Source organism: Ruegeria sp. AA3 (genome assembly GCF_056542905.1).
Genome location: NZ_JBQGAQ010000001.1, coordinates 148,525 through 172,272, shown reverse-complemented (window position 1 = coordinate 172,272; position 23,748 = coordinate 148,525). Strand labels below are relative to the sequence as shown.

23 protein-coding genes are annotated in these 23,748 nt (G+C 55.7%); 11 read left to right on the top strand and 12 right to left on the bottom strand.

Annotation, left to right across the window (positions count from 1 at the left end):
- Entirely contained in the window at positions 1 to 609 is a 609-nt protein-coding gene (locus ACR0JR_RS00870) for a tetratricopeptide repeat protein (protein ID WP_480454675.1), read from the bottom strand.
- 30 nt (positions 610 to 639) lie between these two features.
- On the opposite strand from ACR0JR_RS00870, the gene ACR0JR_RS00865 reads away from it, so the two are divergent.
- The 3 genes from ACR0JR_RS00865 to ACR0JR_RS00855 all read left to right on the top strand — a co-directional run bounded on the left by ACR0JR_RS00865 (position 640) and on the right by ACR0JR_RS00855 (position 3,801).
- Entirely contained in the window at positions 640 to 930 is a 291-nt protein-coding gene (locus ACR0JR_RS00865; protein ID WP_010439389.1) for an SCP2 sterol-binding domain-containing protein, read from the top strand.
- Positions 930 to 1,901 (top strand): alpha/beta fold hydrolase, encoded by a 972-nt coding sequence (locus ACR0JR_RS00860; protein ID WP_480454674.1) that lies wholly within the window; start codon positions 930 to 932, stop codon positions 1,899 to 1,901. Before ACR0JR_RS00865 ends, ACR0JR_RS00860 begins: the two co-directional genes overlap by 1 nt.
- A 79-nt stretch (positions 1,902 to 1,980) precedes the next feature.
- Complete coding sequence (locus ACR0JR_RS00855; RefSeq protein ID WP_480454673.1) at positions 1,981 to 3,801, top strand: M3 family oligoendopeptidase; 1,821 nt, start codon at positions 1,981 to 1,983, stop codon at positions 3,799 to 3,801.
- Between the two features lie 28 nt (positions 3,802 to 3,829).
- On the opposite strand, the gene ACR0JR_RS00850 is transcribed toward ACR0JR_RS00855, so the two are convergent.
- The 5 genes from ACR0JR_RS00850 to ACR0JR_RS00830 form a co-directional block, all read right to left on the bottom strand.
- Positions 3,830 to 4,723, bottom strand: a complete 894-nt coding sequence (locus tag ACR0JR_RS00850; RefSeq protein WP_170539112.1) for a DMT family transporter — start codon at positions 4,721 to 4,723, stop codon at positions 3,830 to 3,832.
- A gap of 15 nt (positions 4,724 to 4,738) precedes the next feature.
- On the bottom strand, positions 4,739 to 5,008 hold the full coding sequence (locus tag ACR0JR_RS00845) for a DksA/TraR family C4-type zinc finger protein (RefSeq protein WP_480454672.1): 270 nt from the start codon (positions 5,006 to 5,008) through the stop codon (positions 4,739 to 4,741).
- A gap of 56 nt (positions 5,009 to 5,064) precedes the next feature.
- A complete protein-coding gene (locus ACR0JR_RS00840; RefSeq protein ID WP_480454671.1) occupies positions 5,065 to 6,039 on the bottom strand; it encodes a Gfo/Idh/MocA family protein in 975 nt (324 codons plus the stop codon).
- Positions 6,040 to 6,169: 130 nt separating this feature from the next.
- Positions 6,170 to 7,066 carry an RNA polymerase sigma factor RpoH gene (rpoH, locus tag ACR0JR_RS00835; protein ID WP_010439375.1) on the bottom strand — a complete coding sequence of 299 codons (897 nt, stop codon included), beginning with the start codon at positions 7,064 to 7,066 and terminating at the stop codon, positions 6,170 to 6,172.
- A 147-nt stretch (positions 7,067 to 7,213) separates the two neighbouring features.
- Entirely contained in the window at positions 7,214 to 8,248 is a 1,035-nt protein-coding gene (locus ACR0JR_RS00830) for an RluA family pseudouridine synthase (protein WP_480454670.1), read from the bottom strand.
- Here ACR0JR_RS00830 and ACR0JR_RS00825 point away from each other — a divergent pair.
- The gene (locus ACR0JR_RS00825; protein ID WP_480454669.1) at positions 8,247 to 8,549 is read left to right on the top strand and encodes a DUF6476 family protein; all 303 of its coding nucleotides are present in this window, start codon (positions 8,247 to 8,249) and stop codon (positions 8,547 to 8,549) included. The two genes, ACR0JR_RS00830 and ACR0JR_RS00825, sit on opposite strands and share 2 nt — an antisense overlap.
- 8 nt (positions 8,550 to 8,557) lie before the next feature.
- Here the strand turns inward: ACR0JR_RS00825 and ACR0JR_RS00820 are convergent, their stop codons facing one another.
- The 5 genes from ACR0JR_RS00820 to ACR0JR_RS00800 form a co-directional block, all read right to left on the bottom strand.
- Complete coding sequence (locus ACR0JR_RS00820) at positions 8,558 to 10,552, bottom strand: hypothetical protein (RefSeq protein ID WP_480454667.1); 1,995 nt, start codon at positions 10,550 to 10,552, stop codon at positions 8,558 to 8,560.
- Between the two features lie 155 nt (positions 10,553 to 10,707).
- The gene (gene nagA, locus ACR0JR_RS00815) at positions 10,708 to 11,844 is read right to left on the bottom strand and encodes an N-acetylglucosamine-6-phosphate deacetylase (protein ID WP_480454666.1); all 1,137 of its coding nucleotides are present in this window, start codon (positions 11,842 to 11,844) and stop codon (positions 10,708 to 10,710) included.
- Positions 11,841 to 12,869, bottom strand: coding sequence for an SIS domain-containing protein (locus ACR0JR_RS00810; RefSeq protein WP_480454665.1), 1,029 nt, complete (start codon positions 12,867 to 12,869; stop codon positions 11,841 to 11,843). The genes nagA and ACR0JR_RS00810 overlap by 4 nt, the downstream gene beginning before the upstream one ends.
- A 12-nt stretch (positions 12,870 to 12,881) precedes the next feature.
- A complete protein-coding gene (locus ACR0JR_RS00805) occupies positions 12,882 to 13,637 on the bottom strand; it encodes a GntR family transcriptional regulator (RefSeq protein ID WP_170469405.1) in 756 nt (251 codons plus the stop codon).
- Positions 13,624 to 14,511, bottom strand: a complete 888-nt coding sequence (locus ACR0JR_RS00800; RefSeq protein ID WP_170779025.1) for a BadF/BadG/BcrA/BcrD ATPase family protein — start codon at positions 14,509 to 14,511, stop codon at positions 13,624 to 13,626. Before ACR0JR_RS00800 ends, ACR0JR_RS00805 begins: the two co-directional genes overlap by 14 nt.
- 158 nt (positions 14,512 to 14,669) lie before the next feature.
- Here ACR0JR_RS00800 and ACR0JR_RS00795 point away from each other — a divergent pair, with 158 nt between their 5' ends.
- From ACR0JR_RS00795 to ACR0JR_RS00770, 6 genes are all read left to right on the top strand, one after another.
- Positions 14,670 to 15,593 carry an N-acetylmuramic acid 6-phosphate etherase gene (locus tag ACR0JR_RS00795; protein WP_480454664.1) on the top strand — a complete coding sequence of 308 codons (924 nt, stop codon included), beginning with the start codon at positions 14,670 to 14,672 and terminating at the stop codon, positions 15,591 to 15,593.
- The gene (locus tag ACR0JR_RS00790) at positions 15,590 to 16,840 is read left to right on the top strand and encodes an ABC transporter substrate-binding protein (protein WP_480454663.1); all 1,251 of its coding nucleotides are present in this window, start codon (positions 15,590 to 15,592) and stop codon (positions 16,838 to 16,840) included. Before ACR0JR_RS00795 ends, ACR0JR_RS00790 begins: the two co-directional genes overlap by 4 nt.
- 67 nt (positions 16,841 to 16,907) lie before the next feature.
- Positions 16,908 to 17,822, top strand: a complete 915-nt coding sequence (locus ACR0JR_RS00785; protein ID WP_039534942.1) for a carbohydrate ABC transporter permease — start codon at positions 16,908 to 16,910, stop codon at positions 17,820 to 17,822.
- A gap of 10 nt (positions 17,823 to 17,832) precedes the next feature.
- Complete coding sequence (locus ACR0JR_RS00780; protein ID WP_170393445.1) at positions 17,833 to 18,672, top strand: carbohydrate ABC transporter permease; 840 nt, start codon at positions 17,833 to 17,835, stop codon at positions 18,670 to 18,672.
- Positions 18,669 to 19,703 (top strand): Gfo/Idh/MocA family protein, encoded by a 1,035-nt coding sequence (locus tag ACR0JR_RS00775; RefSeq protein WP_480454662.1) that lies wholly within the window; start codon positions 18,669 to 18,671, stop codon positions 19,701 to 19,703. Before ACR0JR_RS00780 ends, ACR0JR_RS00775 begins: the two co-directional genes overlap by 4 nt.
- Entirely contained in the window at positions 19,700 to 20,695 is a 996-nt protein-coding gene (locus ACR0JR_RS00770) for an ABC transporter ATP-binding protein (protein WP_170539088.1), read from the top strand. The genes ACR0JR_RS00775 and ACR0JR_RS00770 overlap by 4 nt, the downstream gene beginning before the upstream one ends.
- A 761-nt stretch (positions 20,696 to 21,456) precedes the next feature.
- On the opposite strand, the gene ACR0JR_RS00765 is transcribed toward ACR0JR_RS00770, so the two are convergent.
- On the bottom strand, positions 21,457 to 22,398 hold the full coding sequence (locus ACR0JR_RS00765) for a response regulator (protein ID WP_480454661.1): 942 nt from the start codon (positions 22,396 to 22,398) through the stop codon (positions 21,457 to 21,459).
- 703 nt (positions 22,399 to 23,101) lie between these two features.
- On the opposite strand from ACR0JR_RS00765, the gene ACR0JR_RS00760 reads away from it, so the two are divergent.
- Positions 23,102 to 23,704 carry an acyl-homoserine-lactone synthase gene (locus tag ACR0JR_RS00760; protein ID WP_170469386.1) on the top strand — a complete coding sequence of 201 codons (603 nt, stop codon included), beginning with the start codon at positions 23,102 to 23,104 and terminating at the stop codon, positions 23,702 to 23,704.
- Positions 23,705 to 23,748: the final 44 nt, after the last annotated feature.

Below are 23,748 nucleotides of genomic sequence, written 5' to 3'. Positions count from 1 at the left end.
TTACAGCGCCTTGCCTTCAACCTGAGGCTTCAGCCGATTCACGGCATTGGTTACTTCTTCATGATGGGGATGTATAGCCAATGCGCGCGAATAGGCCTCGAACGCCTGCTCGGGCTTGCCAACAATCTCGAAGATCAGCCCAAGGCCATAGATAGCCCCATAATTGTTTGGGTTAAGGGTCAAAGCGTGTTCAAGATCCGCGGCTGCCATACCAAACCGCTCTATGCCGAAAAAAGCCGATGCACGCACGTGCCAGCCTTCGGCGAATTCAGGTGCATGATCAGTGAGCGCTGTCAGATGGTCCAGAGCAGCCTCGACATCGCCATCATCCAACGCCTCTCGCCCGCGCTCAAGCAGCAAATCAGCCGAGGCCGAACCGGATTGTGACCACAGCGCCTGCAATTGCCGATCCAAACCAATGGCCTGCTCGGGCGTCGATTGCGCCAGTTGCTGCAACAGCTCCGCCTCGTCGCGCGAATCCGCCTCTTGCGCAGTACAAGTGGTGGAAAACGTGACTATGACGGCAAGTGCCGCGACGGTACGTTTGAGATTGGTGATTGCAATACCCATAACAATGGTCAGTGTAGCGTTGCGACCGGGGATGTCCATTCACGGCGCATGAACAATATGAGGAAGACCATGAGCGATATTCTGGAAAAAGCCGCGGCGGCGTTGAATGAGAAGCTGTCGGGCGGCGATTTCGACGCGTCGGCCAAGTTTGCCATCGCCGATCTGGGATCTATCATCCTTGATGCAAGCGGTGCGCGCGTCAGCGACGACGAGGCTGATGTGACCCTAAGCGCCGATGCGGACACCTTTGAACAAATCCTCAGCGGTGACCTGAACCCAACTGGTGCATTCATGTCCGGCAAGCTGAGCGTTGACGGAGACATGGGAATCGCCATGAAACTCGCCTCGGTGCTGGCCTGATGGAGTTTTCGCCGGCCCCCTTATTCGAAGACGTGGCCGGCAGCCCTGCTGGTGGAGTGGCCAATTGGTTGACTACCGAAGACGGAATACGCATCCGCGTGGCACATTGGCTGCCCGAAGGTGATGCGCGCGGCACGGTGATGCTGTTCCCCGGTCGAACGGAATATATTGAGAAATACGGCGACGCGGCCCTTGAATTCGTGAGCCGGGGCTTTGCCTGTTTTTCCGTTGACTGGCGCGGGCAAGGTCTGGCGGATCGTTTGCTGGATGATCCGAGAATCGGTCATGTTGAACAATTCACCGATTACCAGCATGACGTACGCTCGACACTAGAGCTGGCCGAACAGTTGGAACTGCCCAAACCCTGGCACGTGGTCGGCCATTCCATGGGCGGAGCTATCGGGCTGCGCGCCGTACTGGAAGGAGCTGATTTTACGACCTGCGCCTTCACGGGACCGATGTGGGGTATCTTCTTTACACCAATTATGAAGCCTCTCAGCCAGTTGACCGCCTATTGGGGGCCGCGGCTGGGGTTGGGAGAGAAAAAGCCGCCCACAACTTCGCTTGAAAGCTATGTGGTGTCGCAACCTTTCGAAGGAAACGTGCTGACGCGCGATCCAGCGATGTACCGAATGATGCAGGACCAGTTGGCCGCGCATCCCGAGCTGGCTTTGGGGGCACCATCCACCATCTGGCTGCGCGAGGCGCTGGATGAATGCACCTGGCTGATGGAGCAGACTGCGCCCGACATCCCTGCCCTGACCTTCTTGGGCAGTCACGAACAGATTGTGGATCGCAAAGCGATCCGAGCCCGGATGGCCGACTGGCCTAGCGGTACTCTGGTCGAGATTCCCAACGGCGAACACGAGGTTCTGATGGAGGCACCCGAGGTGCGCAGTCCGGTCTTTGATCAGCTGGCGGCACATTTCGCTGCCGCCGCGGCGAAACCAAAACCCGAGCCCTGTCATTAAGGCCTAAGCCGACAGGTTGCTTGTGATCCGGACACGCCGCGCCTAAATGTTTGCCAACGCAGTTTATTCGAGGTGTTCCATGCGCGACCTTCCCTATCCCATTCGTGACGCAAATGCAGGCGGCGGTGCCGATGATCTGGGCAATTTGCCGGAATGGGACCTGACGGATCTCTACGCCTCAGAAGATGCACCTGAATTGGCCCGCGATCTGGACTGGCTGGAAGGCGAATGTGCGTCCTTTGCCACGGATTATGAGGACAAGCTGGCCGATCTGGACGCTGCTGGCCTGCTGACTTGCGTGCTGCGCAACGAAAAGATCAACGCCATCGCCGGGCGGATCATGTCCTTTGCCGGATTGCGCTATTACCAACTGACCACCGACGCGGATCGCGCCAAGTTCCTGTCGGACATGCAGGAGAAGATCACCGTATTCACCACTCCTCTGGTATTTTTCACGTTGGAACTGAACCGCATCGACGACGACGTGCTGGCCGCGCATTTCGCCGCCAATGCCGATCTGGCACGATACGAGCCCGTGTTCCGTCGCATCCGTGCGATGAAGCCCTATCAACTGTCTGACGAACTTGAGAAATTTCTGCACGACCTTGGCGTTGTTGGTGACGCCTGGGAACGTCTGTTCGACGAAACAATCGCGGGTCTGACCTTCACCGTCGATGGAGAAGAACTGAATATCGAAGGCACGCTGAACCTGCTCACCGAACAGGATCGTGCCAAACGCGAGGCTGCCGCGCGTGAGTTGGCCACCGTTTTCCAAAGCAATATCAAAACCTTCTCCCGCGTTCATAACACGCAAGCCAAGGAAAAAGAGATCGTTGATCGTTGGCGCAATATGCCAACGGCGCAGACAGGTCGCCACCTGTCGAACGATGTAGAACCCGAAGTGGTCGAAGCCCTGCGCGAGGCCGTTGTGGCCGCCTACCCCAAGCTGAGCCATCGCTACTACGAACTGAAACGCAAGTGGCTGGGTCTGGACGTGATGCAAGTGTGGGATCGTAACGCGCCGCTGCCGATGGAAGACACCCGGATCGTTGACTGGGCCGAGGCCGAGAAGACGGTGATGGACGCCTATAACGCCTTTGATCCTCGGATGGGTGAGATCGCAGCCCCCTTCTTCTCGAAGGGTTGGATCGACGCGGCGGTGAAGCCCGGCAAAGCGCCCGGCGCCTTTGCGCATCCCACCGTGACCGAGGTTCATCCCTACGTGATGCTCAACTATCTGGGCAAACCACGCGATGTGATGACCTTGGCGCATGAATTGGGCCACGGCGTACATCAGGTATTGGCCGCCGATCAGGGTGAGATGCTGTCTTCGACTCCACTGACCTTGGCCGAAACCGCCTCGGTCTTTGGTGAAATGCTCACTTTCCGCAAGATGCTGGATCAAGCCGAGACCCCAGAACAGCGCAAAGTGCTGCTGGCAGGAAAGGTCGAAGATATGATCAACACGGTCGTCCGTCAGATCGCCTTCTACGACTTCGAATGCAAGCTGCACGCCGCCCGCCGCGAAGGTGAACTGACCCCGGACGACATCAACGCTCTTTGGATGAGCGTTCAGGCCGAAAGCCTTGGCCCCGCATTCGAATTCATGGACGGGTACGAGACCTTCTGGGCCTATATCCCGCACTTCGTCCACTCGCCATTCTATGTCTACGCCTATGCCTTCGGCGACGGCCTCGTGAACGCGCTCTATTCGGTCTACGAAAGCGGTGCGGACGGGTTCGAAGACAAATATTTCGAAATGCTGCGTGCCGGTGGCTCGAAGCACCATAAAGAGCTTCTTGCCCCGTTCGGACTGGACGCCAGCGATCCCGAGTTCTGGGACAAAGGCCTGTCGATGATCTCAAGCTTTATTGACGAACTGGAAGCGATGGAAAGCTAAATCTAAGGGGCAGCCTGCAAGGGCTGCCTCATTTCTCTTTGGTTGATTTCATCGTCGTCACGAAAATGGCCGTCACGATCAAAACCGCGCCGACAATCGCAAGCGGTGTGATCGTTGCGCCCAGAAACAGCGCCGAATTGACAAAGGTAAATACAACCGACGCAGCGAATAGCAGCGTCGCCGTCAATGTCGACACGCGCGCGGCGGCTTCGTACCAAAGATAATAGGCAAGCGCGGTGGGCAAAACGCCCAGAAGGATCAAGAAGATCACATCATTTGCGGTTGGCATCTGGAACGAGAAAGCCGCCAGTGGCATCAACAAGACGCCCGAACACAAAAAGATGCCAAACAGGAAGTTCAACCTTTCGGCGGTAGTTTCCGAGGTCTGCATCGCGCGGCTGCTGGAAATCAGGAACACCGCCCAGCTGAACCCCGCCCCGATTTCCATCAGATCGCCCAACAGGGGCTCTCCCCCGCCCTGAAAATCCCGGTAGACGGTCAGAAACACACCGAGGATCGCCAGCAGCGTCGCCAATACATCAGCGCGGCCAACGGCGGTATCCGCGAAGAAATATAGGAAAATCAACACGAAGAACGGCGCGGTATTCTCAAGCACCATCGCATTAGCAGCACCTGTATGTTCCAAGCCTATGTGGAACAGAATATAGTTCACCAACGTCGACAACACCGCCAGCCGGAAGTTCCAATCCCTGTACTGGACCGAGACCCGTGCGCCCATAAACCGCAACATGCAGAAGATCGCAAATGCGGCTATGAACAAGCGCGATACGGCAATCTGTAACCCGCCGAGATCACTGGTCAGGTACCGCACGATAACGCTGTGCGTGCCCCATAGAAACGCGGCGAGGAACCCAAGAACCAACCCGTTTTGCAGCAATGATCTCTGCGGCTGATCCTTCACCGGGTGCTCCTCGCGTTATTTCAGCTGACTGTCTTTCGAACCCCGCCGATTGATCCCGCCGCGGTTCTTGAAGCTGCTGTCACGCTCTTGCTGGCAGTCCAGGCACAGCTTTACGCCGGGCAAAGCAAGGCGGCGTTTTTCGGGGATCGGTTCCTCGCATTCGGCGCAATGGGTCAGGCTTTCGCCCACAGGTCGCTTTTGCGCCTGCATCCGCGCCAGCTCATCCGAAATCGACGCTTCGATCTGTTCACTCACCGCGCCATCGCGCGCCCAACCGCCCGCCATTTGACCCTCCTGATCCGGTCGGGACAGGATACGCGAGACACCAAGGGCGTGGCAAGCTAGAGCGATACAGCTGTATCAAAGACCTGATCGATAACCTCTTGCGTGCCCCGCACGAATTCCAACGGACAGGCGTAGTCAGCCCGATCGCGGACTGAGCGGCAGAATGCCTCGACCTGCAGCTTATAGTGATCGTCCCCTGGAAAGCGCGTCACCTGTACCTCAAGCCCAGGGCGGTGCAACTCGACCCTTGCTTCGCCAAATACACGCGCATTGAAAGGCGCGGTCAGACGGATCAAACCACCTTCGCCGTGAAACACCATCTCCTGATGCGGATGCATTCGGGTCGAGACGTAGGCGGAGTAGGTAAAGTCGGGAAACTGCGCGCGAATTTCGGTGAATACGTCCACGTCATTCTCCCATCTGATCGCACCGCTGACCGAGATCGGCTCTTGCCCCGTCGCATAGCAAGCGCTGCCGATCACATACACCCCGATATCGCGCAGCCCACCCCCGCCGGTTTCTGCGCGGTTGCGAATGTTGGCAGTATCCGCCCGGTTGTCATAGCTGAACGCGCCGGTGACATGGACCAGCTTCCCGATTGCTCCGTCGGCGACCATATTGCGGGTTAATTGCCACTGCGGATGGTGCACGATCATGTAAGCTTCGGCGGCCAGCAATCCGGTTTGATCCCGCTTGGCAATCAGAGTTTCAAATTCATCAGCCCGCATGGTCATCGGCTTTTCGCATAAAACATGCTTGCCCGCATCCAGCGCCCTCAGGCTCCATTCGACATGCAGATGATTAGGTAATGGGATGTAGACAGCTTCGATCCCCGGATCAGCCAGCAGCGCGTCATAGCTATGGAAAACGCTGATATCGGGGCAAAACTGTTGAAATGGCGCCGCTTTGGTCGGATCGGACGTGGCCAGCCCAGCAAGGCGAGCACCAGCAGCGGCGTGGATAGCTGGCCCCATGTGTTGAAGCGCAAATTTCGAAGCCCCTAATATGCCCCATTGAACCGGCTTTTGCATGATCACCATCTCCTCGCGATGTTAGCGCCACCAACCATTAGCAGCGAAGGACAGGACTGTCATACCCCTTGGGCAAGAAAAAACCGGCCTGACGTGGATCAGACCGGTTGGCGCTTCGAATGCGAGCGGATCAACTTGAACTCAACATGCCCTTCTCGCGCGCAAGCTCACGCATCTTCTTCTGCAACTTCTCAAACGCGCGCACTTCGATCTGACGAATGCGTTCACGGCTTACATTGTATTGCGTGCTCAATTCCTCAAGCGTGACAGCCTGATCCATCAGACGGCGCTGGGTCAGAATATCTTTTTCACGATCATTCAAGACGTCCAACGCAGCGGCAAGCAGCTCGCGCCGGGCTTCCAGTTCATCGCGCGCCTCATAGTCGCCAGCCTGATCAGCATCTTCGTCCTCTAGCCAATCCTGCCATTGCATTGTGCCTTCGCCTTCGGACCCGACGGTCGCGTTCAGCGAGGCATCACCACCGGACATCCGGCGGTTCATGCTGATGACTTCTTCTTCGGTTACGCCGAGGTCTTCGGCGATCTTGGCCACGTTTTCAGGACGCAGATCGCCTTCTTCCAACGCGCCTATGCGGGCCTTCGCCTTACGCAGGTTAAAGAACAGCTTTTTCTGCGCCGAAGTTGTGCCCAGCTTCACCATCGACCACGACCGCAGGACATATTCCTGAATCGAAGCGCGGATCCACCACATGGCATAGGTCGCCAAACGGAATCCCTTTTCAGGGTCGAATTTCTTGACCGCCTGCATCAGGCCCACATTGGCCTCGGAAATCACCTCGGCCTGCGGCAAACCATAGCCGCGATATCCCATCGCAATCTTGGCCGCCAAACGCAGGTGTGACGTGACCATCTTATGTGCGGCCTCGGTATCCTGTTCCTCGACCCACCGCTTGGCCAGCATGTACTCTTCCTCTGGCTCCAGCAGAGGAAACTTACGAATCTCCTGCATATAGCGGTTCAGTCCACCTTCAGGTGTCGGTGCTGGAAGATTTGAATAATTTGCCATTTATTTCTGCCCCTTGGACAAATGTTTAAGCCCTTAACATGGGATATGGGTACCAGACCCGGTACATTCAAGAGGTTCTGATACAAGTCTGGAATTAACCCTATGTAAAGGAAAGCTGAAATTGCGATTTTCACAAGCCTTTGCAGATTATTTCAGCGGCTTTCTCAGGTTTTCCAACAGCATTGACATATCCTGCGGCATCGGCGCCTCAAATCGCAGCATTTCGCTGGAAACTGGGTGTTCGAACCCAAGCACCGCTGCGTGCAGCGCTTGACGTGGGAATGCTCGCACAGCTTCAATCGCCTCGGGCGCGAACGCACGCGCTGCCAATTTGCGTTTGCCACCATAAACCGGGTCTCCGACAAGGCCATGGCCAGCGTGTGCCATATGGACACGGATTTGATGTGTCCTGCCCGTCTCGAGCCAGCATTCGACTAACGATAGGCCACCGGGCGACCCGAATACCTCGACAATCCGCGCTCGTGTCACCGCATGCCGTCCACCGTGAAACAGCACGGCCTGCTTTTGCCGATCCGTTTTGTGTCGCGCCAGCTGAGTCGTCAGACGCACAATGTTGCCGGGCTCAAAGCTGACGCCCTTTATCCCACGCAATCGGGGATCGTTGGCGTCGGGCACGCCATAACAAATGGCGCGGTAGTAGCGCTCGACACTATGCGCCTCGAACTGGGTCGCCAGCCCATGATGCGCCACATCCGATTTGGCCACGACCAACAAGCCACTGGTTTCCTTGTCGATCCGATGTACGATTCCTGGGCGTTTGACACCGCCGACTCCTGATAGATCTTCGCCGCAATGATGAAGCAGCGCATTGACCAGCGTACCGTTCGGAGAGCCCGGTGCCGGATGCACCACCATACCAGCGGCCTTGTTGATCACGATCAGATCGTCATCCTCATAGACAACTTCCAGAGGGATATCCTCTGGGCCGATATGGCTGTCTTCGGCCTCAGCCACTGTAATCCCGATCTGTGAATCTTCGGAGATTTTGGCCTTGGGGTCTTTGATAACCGCCCCATCGACGGTCACTGCCCCCTCGCTGATCAATCGTGTCAGTCGGGTGCGCGACAGGTTCTCTTCCGCTGGCACATCCCGCGCAAGCGCCTTATCAAGGCGGGGCGGCGGAGCGGCCGCGATTTGAAACTCTATCAGGCGGGTGCCCATGACTGTCCCTTCCGAACCTCAGGAGCCGCAGGAAACACCGCAGCTTAGACTGCTACGGCGCATGGTCATGCTGTTGACCGCGGTTATGATTGGCGGGGTTCTAGTGACATTCGCCCTGATTGTCATCCGCCTATCCGACCGCACACCCAAGCTGCCCGATCAGATCGAGTTACCTGGCGGAGCAAAGGCCCAAGCATTGACCATCGGCAGCAACTGGTATGCGGTCGTGACCGAAGACAACCGTATTTTGATCTTTGACAAGACAACCGGAAAACTGCGGCAAGAGATTGCGCTGGACTAGGGCCGCGTCTACTCCGAAAGCCTGTTCAACTGATTGGTAAACCGCTTGTAGGGCGGATAAAGATCGCGCGCTTTCTCAAGATACGGTCGCGCCTTTTTCTTGTTTCCACGTCGCATGTGGATCTGACCCGCCATACCCTGAATGGCGACACTGACTTCATCCTGATCAGCGGCTTGCAAGATCAGCTTCTCGCCCTGTCCGATCTGACCCGTCCGCTTCAGCAAACGGCCCATTGCGTACAGAAGAAATGGGCTTTCGGGGTCGCAGGCCAACGCCTCGGCCATTGTTTTTTGGGCGGCGTCGGCATCGCCCTCCGCTTCATAAAGCTCGGCTAGTCGTTTCTGATACAGTGTATTTTCCGGCACTTCGGCTACTATCCGACGTATTCTGTCGATGGCCTGGGCGCCGGAGACCTTGCCCAGATGCTTTTGCAGTACCACCTGCGCGCTCTGCAATCGCGGGTCGTCTGCGGGTACGTCAGGCAAATCGTCCAAGGCTGAGCTCAATGCTTCCAGCCTCTTACGCTGATCAAACAGACGTCTTGCGCGTTGATCCAGCGCCAGATCCGCCCAATCCAGCAGAACGAAATCAAAGTTGCACGGCCGCCATGATACCACCTTGTGCTGAACCAGATAAAGATTGTTGAACGGTGGAAAACGGCGCTGACGCACCATGCGCTGCAACGACCAGTCAACCGGCGGCAGCAGTCGATGTGCCAGATGTGACCGGTACAACATTCTGGAACCCAGCACTACAACATCCGGCCGTAATGGCTTGGCCCAGAACGCTTTTGCGAAATGCCGTGTCGCCGCCCAGCGTTTGCCCTGCACACCCAGAATCGCGCCACGCAAAGCGCACATGACGGCATAATCTTCGGGCCAGAGATGCGGATTCTCCAACCCCTCACGGGCAAGCATCTCGCTTTCCTGCCACTTGGACAGGTAAAAACAATTCAGTGATTGCAGCAACGGCATAAAGGCATTGTCAGCCCCGGTGTCCAGGATGGGTTTCGCACTTTCATACGCCTCTTCACAGCGATCCTGAGCCGATAGATATTGCGCCGCTTTTGCATAGATATGCGCAGCCTCCGAAGGGTTCAGAAACTCTGCTGGTCCTTGCGCGACCCGCTCAATGACGCGCTCATTCGCCCCTTGCAATTCCTCCTCAGTCAATACATCGCGAAACACCTTGCGCTGCTGCCCCGATATCCGCGCCGCTGCCATCGAAAAGGCCGAAATATAAGGTGCAATCACCTGATCCGCCTGCGACATTGCGTAGAGTTCCAGAAAGTCTCGTTGCGCCCGAGTCAGACCCGACAGATCGGCAATGTCCGACATTTGCATAAGCTGCGGAAACCGCTGCTTAAACCGTACGATCAACTCGGGCTGATCTGAGAACATGATCGCCGTCTGGCCCCTGGATTTTTCCAGATGGACCTCATAAAACTCTTCGGGCTCGATCTTGGCGGGCCAGGTTGAGTGTTTCCACGGCAAACCATTCAAGATATCGCCACGACGGATGTGATAAGCCGAAACCCCCTGCCCTGAAAGTTTCTCATCGGCCCGATCCATGATCTGACGAACCTTATCGACGAATCCAAGACCGCGGATGAAATCGCGATAGCGGGGGCGGATGGCTTCGATATCCTCCCAAGGGAACGCCAGCACCTCGAACCCTTCTTCGACCAGTACCGAACGGCCCGAGGCTAAATGGTCCATCAATCGCTCTGGCGATGGGTCGTTCTGGAAAGCCCAAATCGGCAGAGCGGTCTCATTCAGTGCGTCGAACTCTGGCTGATTAAGAAAATGCGCATCCATCCAATCAGTAGTGAACAGCTCCTCGGGCTGATCCAGTTCCGGTGCGTCCGCGCCCTGTGGGAACCAGTTCACGCGGTAGTCGGTCTCAAAATCTTCAGCCAGACGGATGCAGGTCAGGATCATCAACAGGCGCGCACCCATACGATCCTTGCGCTGCCCAATGAAAACGCCTCGCTTCTGGGTCATGGCAAAATCTGGGCAGCCGCCCTCATGTCGATTTTGCCAATATCTTGAAACATTAGAACATTCCCAAACTGTGTTTGCCTAACGTCTTACACAACCGCAGCGGCTGCGGCGAGATGCGAAATCTGTGGTGTCATGAGTTTCGCCAAAAATGGCGTTCAACCTGCAACAACCGGTCGAGCCTGTGACATATCCGGGGAAATTCGAATGGCCTGCGTGAGCGTGCTCAGATCAGAGATGGCTCTTTGCGAGATGATATCTCCGGGAATGCGCGTTGCCGCTGCCAAGGCATCGGGCAGTGATATTCCAACTTTTGTCGTCAACACACGCAAGGCAGTGGTCAGATCAAGATCAGCCCCAGCCAGTGTTCCGTCCTGCAAGGTTAGCCTACCGTTTTTTCGTTGGATGATACGCCCTTCCAACTTGAACTCTGTCAATTCTGTCCCAGCGACGGCCATCGCATCACTGACCAGAAACAGGCGGCCCGGCCCCTGCTTGGCGGCGAAAGCCGCGCGCATTGTCTCTGGGTGAACATGAATCGCGTCTGCGATCAGACCTGCGGATATTGCGCCTTGGGAAAGGACAGCGCCAACGAGGCCGGGCTCGCGGTTGCCCAATTGGCTCATGGCGTTGAACAGATGCGTCGCACAATGCGCGCCTGCCTTAACGTACGCCACACAGGTTTCAAACGCAGCATCACTGTGCCCCATTGAGACGATGACTCCCGCTTTGGTAAGCGTCTCGACCTGAGCCGTCGTGACACTTTCGGGTGCAATCGTGACCATGAGCGCAGGCAGCACCTTTGCCGCATCTAACAGTTGCTGAAGATCGGCACCTTCCATGGGCCTGATCAGTGCAGCGTCATGCGCGCCTTTGCGACGCACGGACAGGTGCGGGCCCTCAAGGTGCAGTCCTGCAATCCCGTGCACCCCCTGTTTGGTGGCCTGCGTTGCGGCCGCAATCGCGGCTCTGGTCTTTTCAGGTGTATCCGTAATCAACGTCGGCAAGATCGATGTCGCCCCGAGTTGGCGATGTGCCCCTGCGATACGCCGCAGTGTTTCGACTGACGGATCATCATTGAACATGACACCTCCGCCGCCATTGACCTGCAAGTCTACGTAACCGGGGCTGAGAATGTCACCCGACAGGTTCTCGATCACTTCACCCGCAGACAGCTGAGATTCGGGCAAGATGCAATCCAACCTCCCGTCGACGAAGCGGGCCGCGTGCCCTTCTACCAGCATTTTGCCGTCGAAAATCGGCCCTCCGGCGAAGGTGATCGTCGCAGCCGTCATACCGTTTCCGTCACTTTCCGCAGGTGGCGTGGTGCATCAGGGTTGATACCGCGCCGCGTGGCTACTGCCTCGACCATACCGTAGAAAGACGCAATCGAGGCAACCGGATCCGTCATCCAGTGCGATGTGCGCACATGCGGCAGCGACACAGCATCAGCCACCTTGTTGGTTGTCGCAAAGACCTTTGCCCCTTTGCCCGCAAGCGCATCCGCAACCTCGGCAATATTGGCCTCGGCCGCATCACCTGAGGCGAAGGCAATTACTGGAAACCCCTTATCGACAATCGAAACCGGACCATGCAATACCTCGGCCGAGGAATAGCTTTCCGCGTGGATCTGGCAGGTTTCCTTGAATTTCAGAGCCGCCTCATTCGAAATTGCCCAGGACATGCCACGCCCAAGCGTGAACAGTGATTGGCCATCAACGGCGTCTACGACAGCGCCCCAATCGCATGTGATCGCGCGCGACAAAACGTCCGGCAGTTTGTGGATCGAAGACAGCAATTCCTCATCGCCCTTGACCTCGGCCAACAACCAAAGCCCGGCAACCAGAGAGGTGACGAAAGTCTTGGTGGCAGCCACGCTCAGTTCAGCGCCTGCGTGGATCGAAAGAGCCGAAGAGGCGACCTTGGCCAAAGCCGATCCCGTATCATTGGTAATTGCAACCGAGTATGATCCACCTTCAGTCAGAGATTGTGTCAATTGAACGATGTCTGGGCTTTGGCCCGATTGTGACACCGAGATACACAAAGCGCCGGGGCAGCGCATGTCTACCCCGTAAATCGATTTGACGCTCGGCCCGACCGACGCCATGGGCAGGCCCAGCAGCAGTTCAGACGCGTATTTCAGATAGCTGCAGGCATGATCCGACGATCCGCGTGCGACTGAGATCAGGAAATTAGGATCATGCTCGCGGATCGCGCCAGCAGTCGCGGAGATCGCCCTGGCACCTTCGGTTAAAAGTCGATCAACGGCGAAGGGTATCTCGTTGATTTCCCGTCGCATTTGAGTTGTTTCGGTGGACATATGTCCCGCCTTTCAGGTTGATAAACGCAGCTCTGCCACAAAATCGTAGGCATCGCCGTGATAGATGGATCGGGTGAGTTCGGCGACACGCCCGCTTTCGAGGTATGAGGTACGCTGAATGCGCAGCCCCGCTGTGCCCTCTGCAACATCAAGCAAGCGTGCCTCGGTGGCTTCAAGGTTGATGGCCGAGATCTTTTGGATAGCGCGCACCGGACGGTTCCCGGATCTTTCCAGGAAGGCATACAAGGACCCGGTGACTTCGGTCGGGTTGGGCAGGATATCCAGCGGCAAAGCTGCGCGCTCTAACGCCATTGGCCGTCCTCCGGCAGCGCGCAAACGATGAATTCGGGCGACCTGATCATTGGTCGATAGCCCTAGTGCCAACATCTCGTCCGGAGAAGGCAGAAACACCCCGCGCTCCAACCAGGTCGAGGTTGTTTCAAAACCACGTCGCTCCATATCCTCGGTAAATGAGGTCAAGTGAGACAATGATTGCTCAACCCGTGCAACAGGCTGACGCACGAATGAGCCTGAACCCTGCCTCTGTTCGATCGCGCCTTTGCGCACCAGTTCCTGAATCGCCTTTCGCACCGTGACGCGCGACAGATCCGTGAGCTCAGCGATCTCGCGTTCGGGTGGAAGTGAACTGTTCGGGGCTAGAATGCCCTCTTCTATCCCCTGCTCCAACCGATGGCGCAATTGCACATAACGCGGACCAGCGGTCTGACCCAGCCATCCTTCGGGTTTCAGGAAGTCAGCAACGCTCATGTTCGATCTCCTCATGAAACGCACGGGCCAGCGCGATTGCACCGGCCAATGGATCGCCCAGTGGTTCAGTCAGGTCCTGCTGCATGATCTCTGAGAGGTAAGGCGCGTATTGCGGACCGATCCCTCCGGTCAGACAAATCGATAGACCGGGCTTCCAGCCCATCGCCTCGATCTGATCCGCCAGATATCGTGCACCGGCTTCCATGATAGCGCGTGCAAGCGCATCCCCCTGCTCAGCGCTAAGCGTGACTACAGGGGCCAGCGCACCAAACTCGGTGGGCGTCATCATGGATGCAGCCCCTACAATCCCGGCAGCACCATCAAAGCGTGCCAAAAGACCATTCGCCATCTCGGAGGTCGGCGCGATGCCATCGACACAATCGAGAGTGCGCGCCAAAGCCTGTCGGCCAACCCATTGCGCCGAAGCTTGATCCCCTAATACCGGCCCCCAGCCACCGGCCAAGCGACTCTGACCATCTCTCTGTGACGCGAGAAACGACCCAGTACCACAATGCGCCACGAAACCATCTTTCGACCCAAGCGCACCCCTCAATGCGGAGGGCCTGTCATCTTCAATTCGGGCGCGTTCGAACGGCAGCCTCGCCGCAAGACGCCCTGCCAGCGTTTTGCCCGTGATCCCAGCCAACCCCAAATAGGCCGACGTCCCTGCAATCTCTGCGCCATTCAATCCGGCTTGCTTGGCCAGATCCGCAATGCCGCGATTCAGCTCGGCACAAGCTGCTTCGAAATCAGTCGAGACGTTCGCGGCCCCCACCTCAACTTGGCGAGCAACGGAACCATCAGAAACAGCGATACGACAACGCGTACCACCGCCATCTACAGCGAGCACTATGGTATCAGCAAGACGACTCATAGAAATACCTTTATAATACCTATTGAAGTTTTTGAAGACCCAATTGCGACCAAATTACAGAATTATGGCTGAAATTCTGAAACATATCGACACAAAAAGAAAATGGTAGACTAATGGTATCTAAAAGGTATGATGTCCAGAACTGAGGGGAGAATCACGTGGCAACGCCAGTAACGGAACAACTGCACAAGGATGCGATCGGGCTAGACGCGCGCCCCTTGGCCGAAGTTGCCGAGTTGCTAGCCCTATCTCAGTCTGAGGCCGCGACCACTCCGCTCACCTCGCTCACCCCCATTTGCACCGGAGCAAAAGCAATGGCGCAAACGATCCGCACGGGCGGGGTCTTGCATTATCTCGCGGCGGGGTCATCTGGCCTGATGGCCGCTTCGGATGCGCTGGAACTCGGCGGAACTTATTCAATACCTCCAAGCCAAATACGCATTCATATGGCAGGTGGTATGCCAACGGGTGTCGAAATGCCCGGAGATACTGAAGATGCGACCAGCACTCTTGCTCGTGATCTTGTGGATCTGTCCCCCAAAGACACTTTGATCTCTGTTTCTGCCAGCGGTACGACGCCGTATACCGTTGCCGCAGCCCAGATCGCGCGCGACAAGGGTGCCCCTATCGTCGGGATCGCGAATAACGGCGATACCGAACTGTTGCGGCTGTCTGATCACCCCATTCTGCTTTCCACACCGCCCGAGCTGGTATCGGGTTCGACCCGCATGGGGGCAGGCACGGCACAAAAAATCGCGCTGAACATGCTGTCGACCCTGATGGCAATGGAGTTGGGGCATATTCAAGATGGCATGATGATCAATCTGCGTGCTGATAATGACAAGCTCCGCGCCCGCGCCAAAGGAATTGTTTGTCAACTGGCCGGAGTTGACCCCGAACAAGCCGAAACAGCATTGATGACGGCCAGCGGCAATCTGAAATGCGCCGCCTTGCTTGCAGCAGGGGTCCCGACACTGGGCGAGGCACAGGCCATGTTGCACGACGCGAATGATCACCTCCGCCCCGCCCTGGAGCGGATTAAGCAAAACCAAGAAACCATCAACCTGGGAGAAACCAAATGACACGCAAAGTTCTGAGCCTTGCTCTGATGAGTACGGCGTTGGTCACAAGTGCCTATGCGCAGGAGGCCACCCTGACAATCGAAAGCTGGCGCAATGACGATCTGGCTCTGTGGCAGGAAAAAATCATTCCGGCTTTTGAAGCCGAGCACCCCGACATCAAAGTGATTTTCTCGCCTTCTGCCCCTGCGGAATACAACGCCGTTCTGAATTCAAAGCTTGAGGCCGGATCGGCTGGTGATCTGATCACCTGCCGTCCGTTTGATGCGTCGCTCGCGCTTTATGAAGACGGGCACCTGACGGATTTGTCCGATCTCGACGCTATGGGCAATTTCTCGGACGTGGCTAAATCTGCATGGCAAACCGATGACGGTTCGGCCAGCTTCTGCGTCCCGATGGCGTCAGTGATTCACGGCTTCATCTACAACAAGGATGCGTTCAACGAACTGGGCATCGAAGTTCCAACCACCGAAGCTGAATTCTTTGCCGCGCTCGACAAGATCAAAGAAGACGGCACCTATATCCCGATGGCGATGGGCACAAATGACCAGTGGGAAGCCGCCACAATGGGCTATAACAACATTGGCCCGAACTACTGGAAAGGAGAAGAAGGCCGTCAAGCGCTGATCAAGGGCGAGCAGAAGCTAACCGATCCACAGTGGGTTGCCCCATATGCGACGCTGGCCAAGTGGGCCGACTATCTCGGCGACGGGTACGAAGCGCAAACCTATCCCGACAGCCAGAACCTGTTCACGCTGGGTCGTGCAGCGGTCTATCCAGCAGGCAGCTGGGAAATCTCGGGCTTCAACACGCAGGCCGATTTTGAAATGGGCGCCTTTAAGCCGCCGGTCCAGAACGCAGGCGACACTTGCTATATTTCGGACCACACCGATATCGGCATCGGCATGAACGCGGCGAGCGAAAACCAAGAAGCTGCGCGCACCTTCCTGGCTTGGGTCGCAAGCCCCGAGTTTGCCAGCATATTCGGCAACGCCCTACCCGGTTTCTTCCCGTTATCCAGCACTCCGGTCGAGTTGGAAGATCCACTGGCCAAAGAAATCGTTGGCTGGCGCGAAGAGTGCGAAAGCACGATCCGTTCGACCTACCAAATCCTGTCGCGCGGCACGCCGAACCTCGAAAACGAGACTTGGGGTGCATCCGTTGCAGCCATCAAGGGTGCAGAGACACCCGAAGCGCTGGGTCAGCAACTGCAGGACGGTCTGGCCAGCTGGTACGAACCGCATCAGTAACACCTAGGCCACTCACACCGGACGCGGCCACCGCGTCGCGTCCGGACCTTTTTCCCCGGAGATTCCCATGCAGACCCGCCGCATACGCTGGCACATTGCCGTTTTCCTCGCCCCTGCGGTGCTGGTCTATACGGCGGTGATGATCTTCCCCTTGTTCAACACTCTGCGCCTCGCACTGTTCACCGAGGTTGATCAGACACGTATCTACGTGGGCCTGCAGAATTTCCGCACCCTGTTCTTCGATCCAATCTGGTCCGAGCAGTTCTGGAACGCTTTGGGCAACAACTTCTGGTTCTTCCTGATCCACATGCTGGTGCAGAACCCAATCGGGATCGCTCTGGCGGCACTACTTTCGCATCCCCGCCTGCGGTTTGCGGCGCTCTACCGGTCCGCGATTTTCATTCCGACCATTCTGAGCTTTGTCATTGTCGGATTCGCGTGGAAATTAATCTTGTCCCCGCTTTGGGGCATTGCACCTTCGATGCTGGACGCCGTTGGTCTTAAGTCTCTGTTTGCACCATGGCTGGGCAAGGAAGAATACGCGCTGACGACACTGGCACTTGTCTCGGTCTGGCAATTCGTCGGCATCCCGATGATGTTGATCTATGCCGCCCTGCTGTCGATCCCCGAAGAGATCCTTGAGGCCGGAGAAATAGACGGCATCACCGGAGCCTCGGCATTCTGGAAGATCAAACTGCCGTTGATCATTCCTTCAATCGGAATCATCTCAATCCTGACTTTTGTAGGCAATTTCAACGCATTCGACCTGATCTACGTCTCGCAGGGCGCGCTGGCGGGCCCGGATTTCTCAACCGATATCTTGGGCACCTTCATGTACCGCACCTTCTTTGGCTTCCAGCTGCAACTGGGCGACCCGCATATGGGCTCCGCCATCGCTGGCGCCATGTTTGCCATCATCCTTGTGGGTGTCTGTATCTACCTCTTCGGCATCCAGACCCGGATGCGCCGGTATCAGCTGTGAGGATCGCCGGATGAACAAAGCACGCCATAACCCGCTGAACACGGCCGCCATGCATGGGGCGCTGATCCTCTACACATTGATCGCCCTCTTCCCGGTCTTCGTGATCATCATCAACAGCTTCAAAACGCGCCGCTCGATTTTCCGCGAACCACTCGCCCTGCCCGATGCCGAAAGCTTCTCGCTGATCGGCTACCAGACGGTGATGAAACAAGGGGATTTCTTCCTCTACTTCCAGAACTCGCTGATCGTGACCGTGGTATCGCTGGCTTTTGTTCTGTTGTTCGGCGCAATGGCTGCTTTTGCGCTGAGCGAGTACAAGTTCAAGGGCAATACCCTGATGGGCCTCTATCTGGCGCTTGGGATCATGATCCCGATCCGCATCGGCACCGTTGCAATACTTGAGATGATGGTCGCAACCGGTTTGGTGAACACCCTCTGGGCGCTGATCCTTGTCTATACCGCTCAAGGTCTGCCGCTGGCTGTGTTCATCCTGTCCGAGTTCATGCGGCAGGTTTCGGACGACCTGAAAAACGCAGGTCGCGTCGACGGGTTGTCAGAATACACGATCTTCTTCCGATTGGTCCTGCCTCTGGTACGCCCTGCTATGGCGACCGTGGCCGTGTTCAACATGATCCCGATCTGGAACGACCTCTGGTTCCCACTGATCCTCGCCCCAGCTGAGGAAACAAAAACACTAACACTGGGCAGCCAAGTCTTCATCGGCCAGTTCGTCACCGACTGGAACGCGGTTCTGTCGGCACTCAGCATGGCGATCCTGCCGGTGCTGGTGCTCTATGTCATCTTCTCACGCCAGTTAATCCGCGGCATCACTTCAGGAGCTGTCAAATGACCAAAGTTCTGATCGCTGGCGTCGGCAATATGGGGCTGAGCCACGCTTTGGCCCACCACACCCATCCGGACGCGCAGATTGTTGGGTTGGTGAACCGATCCGGTCGCGTCGACCATCCTGACCTGTCAGGCTATCCGGCTTATTCAGATTTTCAGGCAGCTCTGACTGAGACCAACCCGGATCTGGTGGTCGTCGCCACCTATTCTGACAGCCATGCTGATTACGCCTGCACTGCGATGGACGCCGGAGCGCATGTCTTCGTTGAAAAACCACTCGCGACGACTGTGGCTGATGCCAAACGCGTTGTAGCGAAAGCCATTGAAACCAAACGCAAACTGGTCATCGGCTACATCCTGCGCCATCACCCCTCATGGATGCGCCTGATCTCCGAGGCGCGCGACTTGGGCGGGCCGTACGTCTTCCGCCTGAACCTCAACCAGCAAAGCAGCGGGGCCGAGTGGGAGACGCATAAGGCCTTGATGCAGACCACCTCGCCCATCGTCGATTGCGGTGTGCATTATGTCGACGTGATGTGCCAGATCACGGACTCAGACCCCGTGCGCGTCCACGGCATGGGCCTGCGCCTAAGCGATGAGATAGCCGAAGGCATGTATAATTACGGCCAGTTTCAGGTGATCTTCGAGGATGGCTCCGTCGGTTGGTACGAAGCCGGTTGGGGCCCGATGATGTCTGAAACCGCATTCTTCGTGAAAGACATTGTCTCACCGAACGGTTCCGTCTCGATCACCGATGGCAACAAGGGTGCGTCAGCCGATATCGACGGCCACACCAAAGTCGGCGGCCTTCTGGTCCATCGCCCCGAAGGCGACCAGACAATCGACATGCCGGATGAACCCGGCCATCAGGAGCTCTGCGATGCCGAACAAGCATATATGCTGCGCGCGATTGCTGAAGACATCGACCTGACCCGCCACATGAACGACGCCGTGCAATCGCTGGCCATCTGTCTGGCTGCCGATACAAGTATCCGCACCGGCCAACCAATTTCGCTGAAAGAGGCAAACACATGACCGCCCTGACGCTAACGAACGTGAACAAGTCCTTCGGCTCCGTCGAAGTCCTTAAGGATATCAACATCGAAGTCGAAGACGGAGAATTCGTCGTCTTCGTTGGACCTTCGGGCTGTGGCAAATCCACTCTTCTGCGCGTGATTGCGGGGCTCGAAGATGTGACCTCGGGCGAGGTTCGCATCGGCGGAGAACTTATGAACCTAACCCCGCCCTCCAAACGCGGCATCGCGATGGTGTTCCAAAGCTATGCGCTCTACCCCCATCTAAACGTGCGCAAAAATATGTCTTTGGCGCTGAAACAGGAAGGTCAGAGCAAGCAGGTCATCGAAGAACGGGTCACCAAGGCCAGCAAGATGCTGAACCTTGAGCCCTATATCGACCGTTACCCCTCTGAGCTATCCGGCGGACAACGCCAACGCGTCGCTATCGGCCGCGCCATTGTGCGCGAACCCAAACTGTTCCTGTTCGACGAGCCTTTGTCCAATTTGGACGCCGCCCTGCGCATGAATACGCGGCTTGAGATCGCCAATCTGCATCAGCAGCTTGATGCTTCAATGATCTACGTCACCCACGACCAGACGGAGGCGATGACCCTAGCGGATAAGATCGTCGTCCTACGCGACGGGCGCGTTGAGCAAGTCGGCAGCCCAATGGAGCTGTACAACAATCCCGCCAACCAGTTCGTCGCAGGTTTCCTCGGCGCGCCCTCGATGAATTTCTTCCCCGCCAGCGTGATCGGCGACAGCGCGGACACGACACTGGGAATACGCCCCGAAGACCTATACCTGACCGACGAGGGCCCCCTGACCGCGAACGTGACTCATGTCGAGCATCTGGGCGGAGACACCAACGTGATCGCGATGATGCAAGACCATCAGATCACCGCGCGCTTATTCGGCCAACATCAGGTTAATGCAGGTGAATCCGTACATTTCGGCTATGCTCAGGATCGAACCTATCGCTTCAACCCACAGGGCGCCCGTCTCACCTGACAATATCGGGTAACGATTTTAGGATTTTGGTGCGGTCGAGATGCATTGAAAACTTAAACACGCCTGTTTCCGGACTCCTCGAAAAACCAGAAGAATAATTTTAAAACAACATAATGAGGCTTCCAGTAGTCTCTAGATGGATCACTGTGTCTTACAGTAAAAGTTGGACCTTGGGGTGGACCAATTATAGCAGTCAACAAGCTGTTATCTTTGCAAGTGAAGAACACTCAAACCGGCTAGTACTTGGATGGCGAGAACCTCTGGCTGCCAAAAAGGACGGTGATGCTGGCAAGTAGTTGCTTCGGGTCCATGTCTACAGGCGTCGCAGAGAGATGGGTTTGGGCGCTCTGTCAGCCATAACTCTGAAGATTCACGCCAAGAAGCAGAGTAATGGCGACCCATAACCCGTCAAGGCAAAGACCCGATCAAAGAACAAGAACGGATACGCCGGGAAGCTGCTTAGACCGATCACGCTTTGACCGTGGTCGCGAAAGAAACCTTCAGGAAATTAGAGAGAGGCGAATACGCCAGATCTCGCATCAGATCAGATCTCGAGAAGAAGCTTACGCGATCTTTCTCCGAGTTGTTGCTGCCGGGTAGGCACTGAGATCGGACAAAGTAGACCAAAAGCACAAAGGTTGAACGTCTGATGAACGAGCGCGCGGATCTACTCAAACCAGAAAAATGAAAAACTCAGGGCGTTCAAATGTATTTTTTACACCAACAGCCTGGTCTTAATCACCATCCATATATGCAGTTTTTCAACCGATATTCGCCGCTTGACGCTCCGACATTTCAGCCATTTCGACGGCCTTGTCTATCAAGAACAACGCCTCCATCTTGGTTTTGGCTTTAAGCATAACTTCTTCGCTAACTTGGAAGCCAATTGGCCGACCTGAAGTGGTGTCACCGGAAATTTCTTTCAATGCCTCCGGAAGCGGAGCACCCAACTGGTCCACACTCAAATCAATTTGATTGTCATAGATCATCAAGAATACGCCATTTCCCCAATAGGTCGCTACTTTGCGCCCTTGCTGATTGGCTGTTAGAAGCGCGGTACCAGCTAAAGTCATGGCACTACGGAATTCACTGACCGTGCTCGTCTCATAGATTTGATCGGCGCCTATGCATTTCACCGCCACAAGCTTTGCAGCCATGGAGTGCATCGTTGAAAGCTGAATTACGTAGTTCTCAAATTCAGCTAACCCAATGCAACCGGGCAAATCTCCGAAACATTGCGGATCACTTAAGCGAACGTCCGGACTATTGCCAAAACACAACTCAGAATCCGCTTCAGCTTCCAGCACTTCGATTGCGGCTCTGCGTTCCGCTGCCATTCTATAGGCGTCAGACAACCTCTGCTTCAGATCCGAGAACTCAAAAGGCTTTGTAACGTAGTCCGTTGCCCCAACTCCGAATGCTTCGTCGATGTACTCTTTTTGCACCATGGCGGTCACCATGATAATGGGCGTGTACGTGTATTCTGGTAATTTTCGCACTTCTTCGCAAAGAGTTATGCCGTTCATTTGCGGCATCTGCACATCAAGCAATAAGCAGTCGAACGCTTCATTTGGTCTCGACAGTATTTCAAGGGCCTCCCGACCACTTCTGGCGGTAACGACATCTTTGTACCCGAACGCTTCAAGAACTTTATCTAGCAACTCCAGGATGCTAGGATCGTCGTCTACAGCAAGTATACGCATAACTATTCATCAACCTCTTACACCTCTCCAACCGTTGGGCATTGCAGACTTTAAGGCAACGGCTGGCTGGCGCATAAAACACTCAGGGATTACTCATCCTCTCTTATTTTCTTTTACGAAGGTGGCAAAACGGTGACATTAGGCAGACTTCCTTATGTCTGCACATTTTTTTTAATCTGTACAAATTTCTCAGCCCGAGGACGCAATTAGAAAAGTAACTCCCTCGAAATTTGGATGTCATTTTGATGACTGCTTTTATCAGCAGTCAGGGCTGCCTTGAAATTTCATCAGACAGCGAAACGGCACTTGATCCAGTGTAAGCTCTAATTGATAAAGCAAAAAAGCTTTTTTTTCAAAATGTTGCTGCACACGCGGAAATGAATGAAGCCTGCGGGTGAAAAGAAAAGTTAAAAAAATCTTGCGTAATTGATCTGTCAGCGAACTCAACCATTGGGAGAGAGGAGATTTGGACACACCCATTCATCAATTCGGTTAACTACCGCATAGGTTGGTGGACTTGCCGAGCTGAATCTTGTCATAAGTGCGTCAATAATATGAGCAAAATATGGACCGTCCACTCAGGTTTAAGCAGACATACTCGGTCCCGGAGGGATTTCCGGAACTGACACCCGCTAACGCCACTTCGAGCGCTCCGAGTAAATCGGCGCGAATAGAAGTTTTCGCGGTTAGAAGTAGCCAGCCAATGCCACGTAGTGACGTTGGCAATATTCGTGCGACTACGCTTAGCTTTCGCAATATTCACGAGTATGGCCCACTGCTGGCAAAATACCTCGAAACCAGAAAGTCAATTTTCATAGATCAGCTAAAGTGGCAAGTCGGCGAAGCTGACGGGATGGAATTCGACCAATACGACACGCCAGCCTGTCGATGGGTTGTGTTGCACGAGTTTGGTGAAATTTTGGCAGGTGTGCGACTTCTGCCCACGACCGCACAATGCGGGGTATACAGTTATATGCTGCGCGACGCACAAAGAGGTATCCTGAAAGATATCCCATCTGACGTTCTGTTTGTTGAAGCCCCGGTAAAGCAATCTGTCTGGGAAGCATCCCGTTTCTTCGTGACAAAAGATGTAGCTTCATCACGCAGGCAACAGGTTCAACAAGAGTTGTTTCACCAGATGACTACTGTCGCGATGGAAGGTGGTGCATCCAGCATACTCGGCATCGTTCCTTCAGTCTGGGCACGGTGGTCACGGCGACTGGGTATCAATGCCTCACCTGTCGGCGCAAAGTTCTCTATCGATGGCACCGTCAGTCAGTCAGTTTTGTTCAACATCTACAAGTAAATTGAACAACCCCGCTGCTGGATCGTCTATTATACTTTTTAACG